Here is a 14,712-nt window from a genome sequence, read left to right on the forward strand (position 1 = left end):
CTTTTGGTGCTATAGGGCCCGCATGTTCGACATGACATGCGATGTGGTGGTGGTAGGCGGCGGCCATGCCGGGTGCGAGGCGGCCGCCGCCGCCGCGCGATGCGGCGCCCGCACCTTGCTCCTGACCCACAGGCTCGACACCCTCGGCGAGATGTCCTGCAACCCGGCCATCGGTGGCATCGGGAAGGGTCACCTCGTCCGCGAGATCGATGCGCTGGATGGACTGATGGCGAAGGCGGCCGACGCCGCCGGCATCCATTTCAAGCTGCTGAACCGCAGCAAGGGGCCCGCCGTCCGTGGGCCCCGGGCCCAGGCCGATCGCCAGCTGTACCGGCAGGCCATTCAGCTCCTGCTGCGTGAAACCTCAAACCTCACGCTCCTCGCGGAGGCCGCGGAGGAGTTGCTGTTCGACGCTTCGGGCCGCATCAGCGGCGTAGCCAGCGGCAGCGGTCGGCGTATCGGAGCCGCTGCGGTGGTGATTACCACGGGTACCTTTCTCCGTGGCGAGATCCATATCGGCGAACGGCGTATACCCGCGGGACGAGTTGGCGAGGCGCCGGCGATCGGCTTGGCCAAGGCACTCGAGCGCCTGGGGCTGCCCCTGGCCCGGCTGAAAACCGGCACGCCGCCGCGTCTCGATGGCCGCACCATCGACTGGGCAGCACTGGAGGCCCAGCCAGGCGACGATCCTCCCGAGCCCCTGTCCTGGATGACGGAGCGGATCACCAACCGCCAGGTCGCCTGTGCCATCACGGCAACCACACCTGCGACCCATGCATTGATCCGTGCCAACCTGCACCGCAGCGCCGTCTATGGCGGCCGGATCGCCGGCACCGGCCCCCGCTACTGCCCCTCGATCGAGGACAAGGTCGTCCGCTTCGCGGAGCGGGAGCGTCACCAAGTCTTCCTCGAGCCCGAAGGACTGGAGGACGATACCGTCTACCCGAACGGTATCTCCACCAGCCTGCCGGAGGATGTGCAGGCAGCGATGATCGCCTCCATGCCCGGGCTGGAACGGGCACGCATCCTGCGGCCCGGTTACGCCATCGAGTATGATTTCGTCGATCCGCGCTCCCTCTGGCCAACGCTCGAGGTGCGTGCGGCCCCGGGACTTTTCCTGGCCGGCCAGATCAACGGAACCACCGGTTATGAAGAGGCGGCAGCGCAGGGCCTCATGGCCGGACTCAACGCCGCCTGCCGTGCCGGAGGATTGCAGCCCGACCGGGTATTGACCCGGGCAGAAGCCTATACAGGCGTCCTGATCGATGACCTTGTTCTACAGGGCGTGACTGAACCCTACCGCATGCTGACCGCGCGCTCGGAATACCGATTGGCCCTGAGGGCCGACAATGCCGGGCTTCGCTTAACCGATCGGGGTATCGACTGGGGCTGTGTCGGAGCTGAACGGGCGCAGCGGCATGTGGCATTTCGTACCGCTGTCTCCGACGCCATCGACCGTGCCCGCCAGGATGGCTGGACGCCTGCCCAATATGCGATAGCGGGCATCCCGGTAAACCAGGACGGACGCTGGCGTTCGGTGCTGGAGATTATGGCACTGCCTCGGGTGCCATTGGATGCGATCGAGGTGATCTTTCCCTGGCTTGCTGATCTTCCCCAGAAAGTACGGTCTGAACTGGAAGCCCAGGCACTCTACGCCCCCTATCTGGAACGGCAGTCGGCCGAGCTGCGGGTGTTGGAGAGAGAAGAGAAGCTGGCGATCCCGCCCATTCTGAATTTTGCGGAGGTGCCCGGCCTGTCCGCTGAGATGCGTCAGCGCCTCTCGACCTCGCGCCCTGCGACATTGGGCGGGGCTGGTCGTGTGCCCGGCATTACGCCAGCAGCCCTGGCTGCGCTTGCCGTACATCTGCGGCGATCGGAAGCGCGTTTCACGTGAAACAGGCACCGTCCCTGGATGGCGTTCCACGTGAAACAGAGGAACGCCTGCGTGACTATCTGGCGCTGTTGATCCGTTGGAACGCCCGCATCAACCTTGTTGCCCAAGCTGCACCGGACACCCTTTGGGTTCGGCATGTCGTGGACTCCGCACAGCTGGCGCCTTTCGTGCCGCCTGGGCCTGGCCCACTGATCGACCTTGGCTCCGGTGCTGGCTTTCCCGGCTTGGTCCTTGCTGCCCTGACTGGACGAGAAACCCATCTCGTCGAATCCGACCGCCGCAAATGCGCTTTCTTGCAGGAAGCTGCCCGCCTGCTGGGGCTCTCGCAGGTGATCATTCATCCCACCCGTATCGAGGCGGCGGCCACACTCCCGCTGGCGGCGGTGGTCAGCGCCCGTGCCCTCGCACCGCTATCCCAGTTGCTCCGTTATACCCATCGACTGTTGTTGCCGGGCGGCGTTGCGCTCTTTCCGAAAGGCCGCAACGTCACGGAGGAATTGACGGCTGCCGCTGCGGGCTGGACTATGCGTATTGAGCGGTTTGCCAGCCGCACCGACCCCGATTCCACCATCCTCCGGCTTAGTGAGATCAGCCCTGTCAGCGCCCAAGCCTGACCGCGTCAAGCCGCGTGTCATCGCCTTCGCCAACCAGAAGGGTGGCGTGGGCAAGACCACCACTGCCATCAACCTCGCAACTGCCCTTGCTGGCGAGAGCAAGGTGCTCCTGGTCGACCTTGACCCTCAAGGCAATGCATCGACCGGTCTTGGTATCGACCGTACGGCGCGGGGCCTAGGCACCTATGCGCTGATGATCGAGGACCGCCCCTTGGCCGATGTCCTCCGTCCAACGCCCGTCCCCAACCTCTCGCTGATCCCAGCCGATAACGACCTTGCCGGCGCCGAGGTCGAGTTGGTCGGCTTCGACGACAGGGAGAAGCGCCTGCGTCACATCCTGGCCGGAGCCTCCGAACTGGTCGGTGGCTTCGACTACGTCTTCTTCGACTGCCCTCCTTCGCTTGGCCTGCTCACGCTGAATGCCCTGGTCGCCTCCCATGGCGTCCTGGTGCCGCTGCAGACCGAATTCTTCGCCCTGGAAGGCGTCAGCCAGATCACCAAAACCATCGACAGGGTGCGGCGTGCGATGAACTCCGCCCTCACGCTGGAGGGCATCGTGCTGACGATGTATGACCGGCGCAACAACCTGTCCGAACTGGTGGCCCAGGATGTACGCGGCTTTTTCAAGGACAAGGTGTTCGAGACGGTGATCCCACGGAATATCCGGGTCAGCGAGGCACCGTCGCATGGCCTGCCGGTCAGCCTGTACGATCCCAGGTCGCCCGGTGCCCAGGCCTATGCCGCCCTCGCCACCGAGTTCCGCCGGCGAGAAGGACGGGCACCATGAAGCCGCCGCGCCTGGGCCGTGGCCTCTCCGCATTGCTGGGTGAGGCGCCCAGCCAGCCAGCCGCCGTGGGTGAGGCGCTGCGCACCCTGCCGATCGAGATGCTGGAACCCGGACCCTTCCAGCCGCGTGGTCCGATCGACTCTGCGCCCTTGCAGGAACTGGCTGACAGCATCCGCGAACACGGCGTTCTGCAGCCCATCCTGGTGCGAGAGAAGCCCGGCCAGTCCGGCACCTTCCAGATCATCGGTGGCGAGCGGCGCTGGCGTGCCGCACAACTCGTGCCTCTGCACGAAGTCCCAGTCGTCATCCGTGACCTTGGCGACCGCGAAGCCATGGCGGCCGGTCTCGTCGAGAACCTGCAACGGCAGGACCTGAATGCGCTGGAGGAGGCGGAGGGCTACCGCCGCCTTCTGGATGAGTTCGGGCTCACCCAGGACAAGCTCGGCCAAGCCGTTGGCAAGAGCCGCAGCCATGTCGCCAACACGCTCCGCCTTCTGGCCCTTCCTGACCGGGTGCGGGAGCTGCTGCGCGACGGTGCACTGACCGCCGGCCATGCCCGCGCCTTGCTGACGGCGCCGGACCCCATTGGCCTGGCCCTGCAGATCGTCGATCGCGGCCTCAATGTGCGCCAGGCCGAAGCCCTGGCCGCCGCGAAGCCGCGCGACCCAGCGCAGCGTCCGGCCCGGGCTGAGCCCGAAGTCATGGCGCTGGAGCGTGAGTTGTCGGAGCGACTAGGCCTCCGCATCTCCATCCGCACCGCCGGGCGCGGTGGCCAGGTCACCATCGCCTACCGGGACCTGGATCAACTCGACGGCGTCATCCGCCTGCTGCAGGGCAGCTGATCAGCGCCTCGCTGCGGCCTGCCGGGCGAGGCCGGTAACGGCATTCCTGGCGACGGTCTCGCTCGGGATGCCAGTGGTCTTGGTGCGTCGCTCGGCCTCGAGCAGCGCCATCCCGGCCGCTTCCAGCGCCTCCGGTCGCCAGAGCCGCAAGGCACGCTCAAAAGCCGGCTTGTGCCGGAAGAAGACAGGCGGGCGCAGCCCATCGATCGCCGCCGAGGCCGCCGCTCCACCTGCCACGGCGAGCGAGGCCAGCTGCAGCCTCTGCACATGCCGCAGCGCTGCCCGCACCACCTGCACGGCATTGGCACCCTCGGCGAAGGCGGTGGCGAGCGCCTTGTCGGCGACGGCCGTCTCCCCCGCCATGGCCGCCATCAGTGCTTCCTCCAGGTCGAGCGCCGATCCCTCCGCCACGCAAGCCAGCGCATCCTCCGGTGTCACCCGGCCACCGGCTCCGACATAAAGGGCGAGCTTTTCCAGCTCCCGCCGCAGCAGCATGCGGTCCTCGCCCAGCCGCTGCGCCAGCCATTCCACCGCGGCAGGCTCGGCGCCGACGCCCAGCTCCCGCAGGATCTGTCCGATCGAGCCTGCCAGCTCGCTCCCACGCTCCCGGTAGCAGGCGATCACCGCCCCTTGGGCAGAGCCTTCCACAGCCTTGTAGAGGGCGGCGCTGGTCCGCAACTCGGGCGCCTCCATCACCACCAGCCCCGGCCCTGGCCCGGCCAGGGCCGCCCGGGCGGCTGCCACCGGCGCCGCGCCGTCTCCGGTATCCCGGACCCGCACCAGGCACCGTCCCCCTGTCAGTGGCGGGCTGGCGGCCTCGGTAGCCAGCAGATTGGGGCTGCGGAGCGCCTCACGCGGCAACTCCACCAGGCGCAGCGCGTCCCCCTGCGTCACGCTGCGCACCAGGGCTTCGGCCCGTTCGCGGATCAGGCCAGGGTCATCCCCATGCAGCAGCACCAGGCGGCAGGCCCCTGGATCCGCGAGGAAGGGGCCAAGCCGACGAGCATCGAGCTTCGCCATCAGCCCGTTGCCTGATCGCCCCTGCCCTGGTCTTCCTTCCTCTGGCGCAGCGCCATGGCCACCTGCCGCGTGATCTCCTGGGAGAGGTCTTCCATCAACCGCTCCAGCGCCGCATCGCGCGAGACATCGGCCGAGAAGAACTGCAGATCCGGGATGTTGAAGGAATCGATGGCCCGATAGGGAATGCCGGAGGCCGCGATCCGCTGCGGCGAGAGGGCGATGGTGTTGAGGTTCCAGCTGCCGTTCAGCGTGAAGCGGATGCGGGTCGGCGTGCCGTCCCGGCGATAGCCGAGAATATCCGTGCCCATATCGACGCTGACATTCAGCAGGTACCGCGCCGGCGTGCCCGGTGCGGAGTCCTCCATCCGCCGTTGCAGGCTTCGGCGCAGCAACTGGCCGGTCCGCTCATAAAGCGGGCCGATCCGCACCGCGGCCAGCTCGCTCCGCAGATCCTCCTCGCTGCCATCCTCCGCCACGATCGGTCCGTAGAGGGGGCGGAAGCCGCAGGCCGAAAGCCCCAGCAGCCCGCCCAGCAGGCCGCGCCTAGACCACGAAATTGACGACACGTCCCGGGACATGGATGCGCTTCCGGATGGGGCGGCCGGCAATGGAACGCTGCACATTCTCATCCGCCTCGGCCAGGGAGAAGATCATAGCCTCATCGGCAGCGGCAGGCACCTCGATGGTGCCCCGCAACTTGCCGAGGACCTGCACCGCCAGCGTCAGCGTCTCCGCCTTCAGCAGAGCGGGGTCAGCCTCCAGCCAGGGCAGGGTGGCCACCATCTCGGCCTCACCAGGCCGCAACTGGGACCAGAGCTCCTCTGCGAGATGCGGCATCATCGGCGCCGAGAGCCGCACCAGCGCCTCCAGCGCCTCCCGCCGCACCGCCCCCGGCACCTCGCCGGCATCGCCGATCGCATTGGCGAATTCATGGATGCGCGCCACGGCCACGTTGAAGGCGAAGCTCTCCAGCGCCTCGGTGACGGCCGCGATCGTGCGATGCGTCGCCTGCCGCAGCTTGCGTGCCGCGCCTTCCGCACCCTCCAGCGAGGACCCGGCCGGCGGCAGGCCCGGCAAGGCACCCGTCACCAGCCGGTAGACACGCTGGGTGAAGCGATAGGCACCGGCAACGCCGCTCTCGGTCCACTCCATGTCCCGCTCGGGCGGGTTGTCGCTCAGGATGAACCAGCGCGCGGTATCCGCCCCGTAGCGGCCGATGATGGCACCCGGATCGACCGTGTTGCGCTTTGACTTCGACATGGCCTCGACCCGGCCGATCGTCACCGGGGTGTTGCCATCCTTCAGCCGCGCGGTGCGGCCGCCTGCGGCATCCAGGTTGAACTCCACCTCCTCCGGATAGAGCCAGCGGCCATCGGCGGATTTGTAGCTCTCATGCGTGACCATGCCCTGGGTGAAGAGGCCGGCGAAAGGCTCCGCCACCGCCAGATGCCCGGTCTCCCGCATGGCACGGGTGAAGAAGCGGCTGTAGAGCAGGTGCAGGATCGCGTGCTCGATGCCGCCGATATACTGGTCGACCGGAAGCCAGGCATCGACCGCGCCACGCACCACCGGCTGCTCCGCCCGCGGCGAGCAGAAGCGGGCGAAGTACCAGCTGCTATCGACGAAAGTGTCGAAGGTGTCGGTCTCGCGCCGCGCCGCCTTGCCGCATTGCGGGCAATCGACATGCTTCCAGCTCGGATGGTGGTCCAGCGGGTTGCCCGGCTTCGAGAAATCGACGTCGTCCGGCAGCTTCACCGGCAGCTGCGATTGCGGCACCGGCACCACGCCGCAGGCCTCGCAATGGATGACCGGGATCGGGCAGCCCCAATAGCGCTGGCGCGAGACGCCCCAGTCGCGCAGCCGCCAGTTCACCACGCCCGTGCCCTGGCCCTGCCCCTCCAGCGCCTCGATCGCCCGGCGCTTCGCGGTCGGCACATCGAGCCCATCGAGGAAGTCCGAATGGATGATGGTACCGTCGCCGGTATAGGGCGCGTCGCCGAGCGCGAAGCCCGCCGGATCCTGCCCGGGCGGCAGCACCACCGGCGTGATTCCCAGCCCGTATTTCCGGGCGAATTCGAAATCCCGCTCGTCATGGCCGGGGCAGCCGAAGATGGCGCCCGTGCCGTATTCCATCAGCACGAAATTGGCGATCCAGACCGGGAAGGTCACGCCCTCGAGGAAGGGATGCGCCACCCGGAAGCCGGTGTCGTAGCCGCGCTTCTCCGCCTGCTCGATCGCCGCCTCGCTGGTGCCCATGCGCCGGCACTCGGCGACGAACTCCGCCGCAGCGGGGTTGGCCGCGGCCGCCGCGGCCGCCAGCGGATGCTCCGCCGCCACCGCCAGGAAGCTCATGCCGAACAGCGTGTCCGGCCGGGTGGTGAAGACCTCCACCTCGCCAAGCCCCGCCGGCGCCTCGGGCAGGCGGAAGCGCACCCGCGCGCCCTCGCTGCGCCCGATCCAGTTGGCCTGCATCGTCTTCACGCGGTCCGGCCAGCGCTCGAGCGTCTGCAGCGCCTCCAGCAGCTCCGGCGCATATTTCGTGATGCTGAAGAACCACTGGCTGAGCTGCTTCTTCTCGACCAGCGCGCCGCTGCGCCAGCCGCGCCCGTCGATCACCTGCTCATTGGCCAGCACGGTGCCGTCCACCGGGTCCCAATTGACCCAGCTCTCCTTCCGCTCGACCAGCCCGGCCTTCCAGAAGTCGAGGAACAGCGCCTGCTGCTTGCCGTAATACTCGACATCGCAGGTGGCGAATTCCCGCGACCAGTCGAGCGAGAGGCCCATGCGCTTCAGCTCGGCGCGCATATTGGCGATGTTGTCGTAGGTCCACTTGCCTGGGTGGATGCCGCGCTCCCGCGCCGCATTCTCGGCGGGCAGGCCGAAGGCATCCCAGCCCATCGGGTGCATCACCTGATGCCCGCGGGCCCGCTTGTAGCGCGCCACCACATCGCCCAGCGTGTAGTTCCGCACATGCCCCATGTGGATCTTGCCGCTGGGGTAGGGGAACATCTCAAGGACGTAGTATTTCGGCCGGCTGCCATCCGGCACGTCCGGCACCGCGAAGCACTGGCGGCGGTTCCACTCTTCCTGCCAGCGTGGTTCGGCAGCGGCGAATTCGTAGCGGGTATCGGATGACGGTGTGGTGCTGGCGTCGCTCATGGGGGACCAAATGCCTGACTGGACCTAGGGAATAGGCTGGCAATGGCCATTAGGGAAGGGCAGCCGGGCCACCCTGGCGCCGCACTCGCTGCGACGCCGGGGCAATCCCCTCAGCTCCGGCGGCGAAGCCGCAGCATCATGGCGTCGAACTGGAAGTCGGCGACCTGATGGTACTGGTAGTTCAGGTCGCGGAAGGCGACCTGGCTCTCATAGATCGCCTTGAAGGCCGGGTTGCGCGCCGAGATCTCGCCATACAGCTCGACCGAGGCCCGGTAGAGCGCCTCCACCACCTCATTCGGGAAGGCGCGCAGGGTGATGCCGCTCGCCACCAGCCGGCGCAGCGCCTCGGGGTTCTTGGCATCGTATTCGGCCATCATGTTGAGCGTGGTGGCCTGCGCCGCCGTCTCCACTGCGGCCTTGTAGCGTGCCGGCAGCTCGGCCCATTTCGCCCCGTTGAAGACGGCGTGGAATACCGTGCCGCCCTCGCCCCAGCCCGGGTAGCAGTAGTTCTTCGCCACCCGGTTCAGGCCGAGCTTCTCGTCGTCATAGGGCCCGATATACTCGACGGCATCGATCACCCCGCGCTCCAGCGCCGGGTAGATATCGCCCGGCGGGATCTGCTGCGGCACCACGCCGACCTTCTGCATCACCGTGCCCGCGAGCCCGGCAACCCGCATCTTGAGGCCGCTCAGCTGATCGACGCTGCGGATCTCGTTGCGGAACCAGCCGCCCCACTGGTTGCCCGTCTGGCCGCAGGGGAAGGCCACCATGCCATAGGTCTTGAGGAAGTCGTTGAGCATGGCATTGCCGCCGGCATGGTACATCCAGGCATGCTGCTGCCGCGGATTCATCATGAAGGGCGTGGCGGCGGCCAGGGCGAAGGTCGGGTCCTTGCCGACATTGAAGAGCAGCCCGCTATAGGCCGCCTCGACCGAACCCCCCTGCACGGCATCCAGTGCCTGGAAGCCGCCGACGATCTCGCCGGCCGGGAACTGGCTGATCTGGAACTGCCCATCCGTCAGCGCCGCCACCTGCCGGCAGAAGTACTCGCCGGCGCCATAGGTGATATCCAGCGTCCGCGTGAAGGACGAGGTCATGCGCCAGCGGATGGCGGGTGCGGTCTGGGCCAGGGCAGGTGCGGCGAGGGCGGGTGCGGCGAGGGCAGCGCTGGCCAGAGCGGAACCCGCCCCGGCGATGAAGGCATGGCGGCGACGCATGGGGTGATCCTCTTCGTTGTCTTCCACCGAATTGGAGGAAACTCCACTAAAGAGGATGCAGGAACCGTGCCGCGCCAAACCCTGGCGAAACGGGCCGGCCAGCCTGCCTCTTGGGCAGGAGGCAGGGCTTCCGCCTACAACTCCACCGTCACCGAGACCCGCGCGCGGGAGACGCAGAGCGTCATCCGGTCCTGCCGCGCACTCACCGGCAGGACGCTGTCGCGATGGATGACGATGCCATCGCGATAGCCGCAGACGCAGCTGCCGCAGACGCCCAGCTCACAGGAGGAGGGCAGGGCGAAGCCGCGTTCCCGCAGCACATCGAGCGCCGAGCGGTCGGCCGGAACCAGCAGCACCTCGCCGGTCGAGGCGATGCGGAGCTCGAAGGGCTCCGGCTTGAAATTCTCGTCGAGCGTCGGCTGGAAGACCTCGTAATGCTGCTGCGCCTCCGCCCAGCCCCGTTCCGCCGCCGCGGCGCGCACCGCCTCGATCAGCCGGTGCGGCCCACAGGCATAGAGATGCACCCCCGCCTCCGGCGCGCCGATCAGCGCCGCGTCGAAGCGCCGCCCCTCATCGCCGAACCAGGTGGCCAGCCGCTCCCCGCAGACCACGCGCAACTCGGCGAGCAACGGCGCCAGCGCGGCGGAGCGGGCGCAGAGATGGAAGGTGAAATCCGCCCCCTGCGCCGCCAGGCTGCGCGCCATGGCCAGCAGCGGCGTCACCCCGATGCCGCCCCCGACCAGCACGTGCCGCACCGCCCCCGCGGCCAGGGGGAAGTTGTTGCGCGGCGCCGAGACCTGCACCTCGGTCCCGGGCGCCAAGCTGTCATGCACCCAGGCGCTGCCGCCGCGGCCCACCGTCTCGCGCTTCACCGCGATCTGCCAGCGCGGCTGCGGCCCCGGCTCGCCGCAGAGCGAGTATTGCCGCATCCGCCCATCCGGCAGCCGCAGGTCGACATGCGCGCCGGCCGACCAGTCCGGCAGCAGCGGCTTGCGCGGGTGCTCGAGCGTATAGACCCGCACCTCCGGCGTGGACTCCGCCACCGCCGCGACCCGAAGCTTCTGGATGATCCGCGCGGTCATGCGTCGAGCGGAAGCACCGCGTCACCCGGCCGGATGATGCCGCCACGCTCGATCGAGCAATTGAGCCCCGAGCGGTTGTAGAGCGGCAGGTAGACCGGCAAGCCCAGCAGCTCCTCGAGGTATTTGCAGGGGAAATTCAGCCGGCCGCCGCGCAGGATCACCTCGCCCACCTGGAAGCGCCGGCCCACGAGATGGTTCAGCGGCACGCCGCGCACCGTCAGGTTGCGCCGGTGCAGCTCCGGCGTCAGCTGGATCGGGCCGCCCTGCAACGGTGGGTCGTTCCGCGCCAGCGCATCGAGCGCCTCCTGCTCGATCAGCGTCACCTCGCGCACATCGGGCTTGGGCGAATAGGTGCCGGTGCCGAGGAAGTAGCGGTCACCCTCGATGCCCCGCCCGGCGACGCAGCGCGCCTCGGCCAGCTCCTCCATCTCGAAGCTCGCCGCCTCGGCGATGTGGATGTGCAGCAGCGACCCGCGCCAGCCGCCCGCGCCACCCGCGACGCCCACCGCAACGCGGCCGGCCGGATGCTCGAAGCCGTCCCAGTGGGTTGGCCCTGCCATGGTGTTGCTCATGTCCCGGTCACCTCCGCGATCGCCTCCACCTCGACCCGCGCATCGCGCGGCAGGCGCGCCACCTCGACAGTGGAGCGCGCCGGGAAGGGTTCGGCAAAATAACCCGCATAGACGGCGTTCATGGCGCCGAATTCGTTCATGTCGGCGAGGAAAACCGTGGTCTTCACCACGCTGGCGAGGCTCGCCCCGCCGGCTTCCAGCACGGCCTTCAGGTTGCGGAGGCTGGCATGGGTCTGCGCCTCGATCCCTTCGGGGAAGCCGCCCGTCGCCGGGTCGATCGGCAACTGGCCGGAGGCGAAGACCAGATTGCCCAGCCGGACTCCCTGCGAATAGGGACCGACCGCGGCGGCGGCCTCCGTGGTGCTGAGGGCGGTGCGTTGCGACATCCAGGGCCTCCGAAGATTTCCTCTTTTATAGTGGAGGCTCTGTCCACTACAAGGGAAGTCCCGATCAGCGCCGCACGGAACTGTCGATGACCAGCAGGTACTCGCAGGGCTCCTCGCCCGGGTTGCTGAAGGCATGTGGGACGGTGGCATCGAAGAACAGGCTGTCCCCGGCCTCCAGCAGCACCTCCGCCTCGCCGAGCTGCGCGCGCAACCGGCCCCGCTGCACCCAGACATACTCCTCGACGCCGCTGCGGTGCGGGGTGAAGACGCCCGTCTCCGCCCCGGCCGGCAGGGTGTTCAGCACCACGTCGAGCCCGCGCCCCGGCAGAACCGGGGAGAGCACCCGGCGGCTGAATCCGGTGGCCTCGTCGCGCAGCACGGGCTGGCGGGCGCGGGGGATCACCAGCACCTCATGCTCGGTGCTCGCCGGCATCATCAGCGCGGCGAAGGTGGTGCCGAGCGCCTCGGCCAGGCGCGACAGCACCACGGTCGAGGGCACCGCCTCGCCGCGCTCCACCTTCGAGATCATCGAGCGGCTGACGCCCGAACGCGCACTCAGCGCCTCCAGCGACAGGCCCTGCCGCCGGCGGCGCTCGCGGAGCTCGGCGGCCAGCGCCTCGATCTGGGCGGTGCGCGGCTCCTCGCGCGTCTCGATATCCTGTGTGTCCGGCATGGGCCCCCTCCCTACACCGGGGCTCGGTCCAGGGGAAAGCGAGAGGGTATGAGGCAGGCTGGCGATCCCGCCCTGGTGGCGGTGGTGATCTATGAGGGCGTGGAGCCGATCGATATCGGCGGCACCATCGGCGTCGTCAGCATGGCGAGCCGCGTGCTCCCCGCCATCCGCGCCACGACGGTGGCGGAGCGGGCCGGGCCCGTGCGCTGTGCCGGCGGCCTCACCGTGCTGGCCGAGCACGGCTTCGCCGATGCGCCCGCGGCCGATGCGGTGATCGTCACCGGCGGCCCCGGCTGGCGCCGCGAGGTCGGGAACCCGGCCATGCTGGCCTTCCTCCGTGCCCAGGCCCCGGCGCGGCTGATGAGCGTCTGCACCGGCGCGCTGATCCTCGGCGCCGCCGGCCTGCTGGCGGGGCGCCCCGCCACCACCCGCCGCCATGCCGTCGGCACGGAGGCGGAAAGCCCCCTCGCCCTGCTGGCCGGGATGGGCGCGCTGGCCCGGCCCGCCCAGGTGGTGGATGAGGGCGAGGGCCCGGCCAGCTCCGGCGGCGTCAGCCTCGCCATCGACGGCACGCTGCACCTCATCGGCCGGCTCTATGGCGAGGCGGCACGCGATGCGGTGGCCCGTACCATCGAATACGACCGCGCCTTTGCCGCCAACCGGGCGGCACTGGGCCAATAGGGAGGCCGTTGCAGGCCCGATGCGGCGGGCGCACCATGCCGCATCCCGCCCGTGGAGACCTGATGCGCCTGCTTCTGCTGCTGGTCCTGGTGCTGGGCGCGGCGCGCCCGCTGCTCGCCCAACCCACCGAGGATTCCTACCGGGGCGTCTTCTCCGTCGCCGCGCTCGGCACGCCAGGACCCTCCAGCGGCCTCGCCAGCGCCTTCACCCTGCTCTACCGCGGCACCATGCCCCATGCCGCCTTCGCCCTGGCACGCGAGCCCTCCGGCCGCTCCGCCTGGGCCTATGTCGGCGGGGCGCCCACGGCGGAGGCGGCGGAGGCCGCGGCGTTGGAACGCTGCCGCCGCTCGATCGGGCCGGTGCAGGCGGAATGCCGCATCCTGGCGCGCGATGCCGGGCTGGTCGGCGGCCCGGCGGTGCCGCTGGTCCAGGGCACGCTCGGCCCCTTCCGCTGGGCGCCATTGCAGCTCCGCCGCGGGCCGCAGGCGGCGCGCGGCGTGGTCATCTGGGCGCATGGTTATGGCGGGCCGGAGCGGGACCTGCGCGCCGCCGCGGCGCCGGGCTTCGTCTCCATCCTCAACGATGCCGGATGGGACGTGCTGCGCTTCGACCGCAACCCCGCCGAGGACGCGCTCTACACCAGCCTGCCGCGGCTGGTGGAGGGGCTCCGGGCGGTGAAGGCGGCAGGCTACCGGCACATCGTGCTGGGCGGCCAGTCGCGCGGCGGCTGGCAGGCGATCATGGCCGCCAGCGCCCGGCCCGAACTCGTCGATGCGGTGATCGCCACCGCCCCGGCGGCCCATGGCGAGGCGAACCGGGCCAATAACCTGGTGTCCGGCCTCGAGGATTTCCGTCGCCTGCTGGCCGGCCTGCCGGCAGGCGGCCCGCGCCTCGCCGTCGCCGTCTTCGAGGGCGATGATTTCGACCCGAGCCCCGAGGCCCGCGCGGGCCTGTTGGAGGAGGCCTCGCGGAACCGCCGCGTGCCGATCCTGGCCCTGTGGCCCCAGGGGCCGCAGCCCCTGCCCATCCGCGGCCATGGCGGCGCCGGCGACTGGCGCTTCACCACCCTCTACGGCGCCTGCCTGCTGACCCTGGTGGACGCGCCGGATGCTGCCGCCCCGCGCGGCCTGCGCCGCACGCCCTGCGGCGGGGGTTAGCCCGGCATCTGCTCCGGCCGAACCTCGCTCAGCGCGAGGCGGACTGGCTCCGCAGCTCGCGGGCGCGGGCGAGGACCTTGTCCTCGAGGTCGGAATTGGTGGAAGGCGAGACCGGGCTATCGACCCACTGGCCCCGGTCGAGCATCTGGCGGAAGACCTGCACCCGCACGCCATCCGAGCGCAGCTGGCGGCCCAGCACATAGGCCTGGGCCCGGAACCGTTCGTTATTGGCGGAGGGCGGCGTGTACCACTCGGTGATGATGGTGCCGCCGAAGGGGTCGGCCGAGGCCAGCGGCATGAAGGACAGCGTGTCGAGCGTCGCGCGCCAGAGATAGGCGTTCACGCTGAGGCCGCCGCCGCCGCCGCCAGTGGCTGCGGCCTCGCGCGCCTCGCGGTCCTTGTCGACGCCGAAGACGACGAGGCCGGCGCTGGCGCCCTGCGGCCGGTTGCGGGCGCGCCCGTTACGCCAATCGCCATACTCGTCATTCCCGACCAGGCGCTGGTTGTCGCCGCCGCAGGCGGCGAGCAGGGGGAGGATCACGCCGAGGGCGAGGAGGGCAGGTTTCATGGCGGCCGCACAGTAGGCGTGCTGGTTAGGCAATCAAGCATCAATCGTGCAAAGAAACAA

General features: G+C 69.4%; 15 protein-coding genes. 6 read left to right on the forward strand and 9 right to left on the reverse strand.

Annotated elements, in window-relative coordinates; genetic code table 11:
* Positions 1–22 precede the first annotated feature (22 nt).
* From mnmG to BLR02_RS09035, 4 genes are read left to right on the forward strand one after another with little or no spacing between them, the layout of a single operon-like run.
* Positions 23–1,894, forward strand: a complete 1,872-nt coding sequence (mnmG, locus tag BLR02_RS09020) for a tRNA uridine-5-carboxymethylaminomethyl(34) synthesis enzyme MnmG (RefSeq protein ID WP_090662526.1) — start codon at positions 23–25, stop codon at positions 1,892–1,894.
* Positions 1,891–2,508: a 16S rRNA (guanine(527)-N(7))-methyltransferase RsmG gene (gene rsmG / locus BLR02_RS09025; protein ID WP_245704703.1), complete on the forward strand. Its 618-nt coding sequence runs from the start codon at positions 1,891–1,893 to the stop codon at positions 2,506–2,508. The genes mnmG and rsmG overlap by 4 nt, the downstream gene beginning before the upstream one ends.
* On the forward strand, positions 2,477–3,295 hold the full coding sequence (locus tag BLR02_RS09030) for a ParA family protein (protein WP_245704704.1): 819 nt from the start codon (positions 2,477–2,479) through the stop codon (positions 3,293–3,295). The genes rsmG and BLR02_RS09030 overlap by 32 nt, the downstream gene beginning before the upstream one ends.
* Positions 3,292–4,137, forward strand: a complete 846-nt coding sequence (locus tag BLR02_RS09035) for a ParB/RepB/Spo0J family partition protein (protein ID WP_090564488.1) — start codon at positions 3,292–3,294, stop codon at positions 4,135–4,137. The genes BLR02_RS09030 and BLR02_RS09035 overlap by 4 nt, the downstream gene beginning before the upstream one ends.
* On the opposite strand, the gene holA is transcribed toward BLR02_RS09035, so the two are convergent.
* The 8 genes from holA to BLR02_RS09075 form a co-directional block, all read right to left on the reverse strand.
* On the reverse strand, positions 4,138–5,157 hold the full coding sequence (holA, locus tag BLR02_RS09040; protein ID WP_090662528.1) for a DNA polymerase III subunit delta: 1,020 nt from the start codon (positions 5,155–5,157) through the stop codon (positions 4,138–4,140).
* On the reverse strand, positions 5,157–5,723 hold the full coding sequence (gene lptE, locus BLR02_RS09045; RefSeq protein ID WP_176849456.1) for an LPS assembly lipoprotein LptE: 567 nt from the start codon (positions 5,721–5,723) through the stop codon (positions 5,157–5,159). The genes holA and lptE overlap by 1 nt, the downstream gene beginning before the upstream one ends.
* Positions 5,701–8,316 (reverse strand): leucine--tRNA ligase, encoded by a 2,616-nt coding sequence (gene leuS, locus BLR02_RS09050; RefSeq protein WP_090662530.1) that lies wholly within the window; start codon positions 8,314–8,316, stop codon positions 5,701–5,703. Before leuS ends, lptE begins: the two co-directional genes overlap by 23 nt.
* 110 nt (positions 8,317–8,426) lie before the next feature.
* Positions 8,427–9,533, reverse strand: coding sequence for a TRAP transporter substrate-binding protein (locus BLR02_RS09055; protein ID WP_090564480.1), 1,107 nt, complete (start codon positions 9,531–9,533; stop codon positions 8,427–8,429).
* A gap of 134 nt (positions 9,534–9,667) precedes the next feature.
* A complete protein-coding gene (locus BLR02_RS09060) occupies positions 9,668–10,615 on the reverse strand; it encodes a PDR/VanB family oxidoreductase (RefSeq protein ID WP_090662532.1) in 948 nt (315 codons plus the stop codon).
* On the reverse strand, positions 10,612–11,187 hold the full coding sequence (locus BLR02_RS09065) for an MOSC domain-containing protein (protein WP_218127433.1): 576 nt from the start codon (positions 11,185–11,187) through the stop codon (positions 10,612–10,614). Before BLR02_RS09065 ends, BLR02_RS09060 begins: the two co-directional genes overlap by 4 nt.
* Complete coding sequence (locus tag BLR02_RS09070; RefSeq protein ID WP_090662534.1) at positions 11,184–11,573, reverse strand: RidA family protein; 390 nt, start codon at positions 11,571–11,573, stop codon at positions 11,184–11,186. The genes BLR02_RS09065 and BLR02_RS09070 overlap by 4 nt, the downstream gene beginning before the upstream one ends.
* A gap of 64 nt (positions 11,574–11,637) precedes the next feature.
* Complete coding sequence (locus BLR02_RS09075; RefSeq protein ID WP_090662536.1) at positions 11,638–12,246, reverse strand: helix-turn-helix domain-containing protein; 609 nt, start codon at positions 12,244–12,246, stop codon at positions 11,638–11,640.
* A gap of 48 nt (positions 12,247–12,294) precedes the next feature.
* On the opposite strand from BLR02_RS09075, the gene BLR02_RS09080 reads away from it, so the two are divergent.
* Positions 12,295–12,927: a DJ-1/PfpI family protein gene (locus BLR02_RS09080; RefSeq protein ID WP_090662538.1), complete on the forward strand. Its 633-nt coding sequence runs from the start codon at positions 12,295–12,297 to the stop codon at positions 12,925–12,927.
* Positions 12,928–12,989: 62 nt separating this feature from the next.
* Positions 12,990–14,084, forward strand: a complete 1,095-nt coding sequence (locus BLR02_RS09085) for an alpha/beta hydrolase (protein WP_090662540.1) — start codon at positions 12,990–12,992, stop codon at positions 14,082–14,084.
* Positions 14,085–14,112: 28 nt separating this feature from the next.
* On the opposite strand, the gene BLR02_RS09090 is transcribed toward BLR02_RS09085, so the two are convergent.
* Positions 14,113–14,652, reverse strand: coding sequence for a DUF3576 domain-containing protein (locus BLR02_RS09090; RefSeq protein WP_090564468.1), 540 nt, complete (start codon positions 14,650–14,652; stop codon positions 14,113–14,115).
* Positions 14,653–14,712: the final 60 nt, after the last annotated feature.

Origin of the sequence: Belnapia rosea, from assembly GCF_900101615.1 — a bacterium.
Classification (GTDB): Bacteria; Pseudomonadota; Alphaproteobacteria; order Acetobacterales; family Acetobacteraceae; genus Belnapia; species Belnapia rosea.

Coding starts and splice junctions, on each gene's coding strand:
- mnmG (WP_090662526.1), top strand. CDS start 23: ATGTTCGACATGACATGCGATGTGGTGGTGGTAGGCGGCGGCCATGCC.
- BLR02_RS09035 (WP_090564488.1), top strand. CDS start 3,292: ATGAAGCCGCCGCGCCTGGGCCGTGGCCTCTCCGCATTGCTGGGTGAG.
- holA (WP_090662528.1), bottom strand. CDS start 5,157: ATGGCGAAGCTCGATGCTCGTCGGCTTGGCCCCTTCCTCGCGGATCCA.
- leuS (WP_090662530.1), bottom strand. CDS start 8,316: ATGAGCGACGCCAGCACCACACCGTCATCCGATACCCGCTACGAATTC.
- BLR02_RS09055 (WP_090564480.1), bottom strand. CDS start 9,533: ATGCGTCGCCGCCATGCCTTCATCGCCGGGGCGGGTTCCGCTCTGGCC.
- BLR02_RS09060 (WP_090662532.1), bottom strand. CDS start 10,615: ATGACCGCGCGGATCATCCAGAAGCTTCGGGTCGCGGCGGTGGCGGAG.
- BLR02_RS09065 (WP_218127433.1), bottom strand. CDS start 11,187: ATGAGCAACACCATGGCAGGGCCAACCCACTGGGACGGCTTCGAGCAT.
- BLR02_RS09070 (WP_090662534.1), bottom strand. CDS start 11,573: ATGTCGCAACGCACCGCCCTCAGCACCACGGAGGCCGCCGCCGCGGTC.
- BLR02_RS09075 (WP_090662536.1), bottom strand. CDS start 12,246: ATGCCGGACACACAGGATATCGAGACGCGCGAGGAGCCGCGCACCGCC.
- BLR02_RS09080 (WP_090662538.1), top strand. CDS start 12,295: ATGAGGCAGGCTGGCGATCCCGCCCTGGTGGCGGTGGTGATCTATGAG.
- BLR02_RS09085 (WP_090662540.1), top strand. CDS start 12,990: ATGCGCCTGCTTCTGCTGCTGGTCCTGGTGCTGGGCGCGGCGCGCCCG.
- BLR02_RS09090 (WP_090564468.1), bottom strand. CDS start 14,652: ATGAAACCTGCCCTCCTCGCCCTCGGCGTGATCCTCCCCCTGCTCGCC.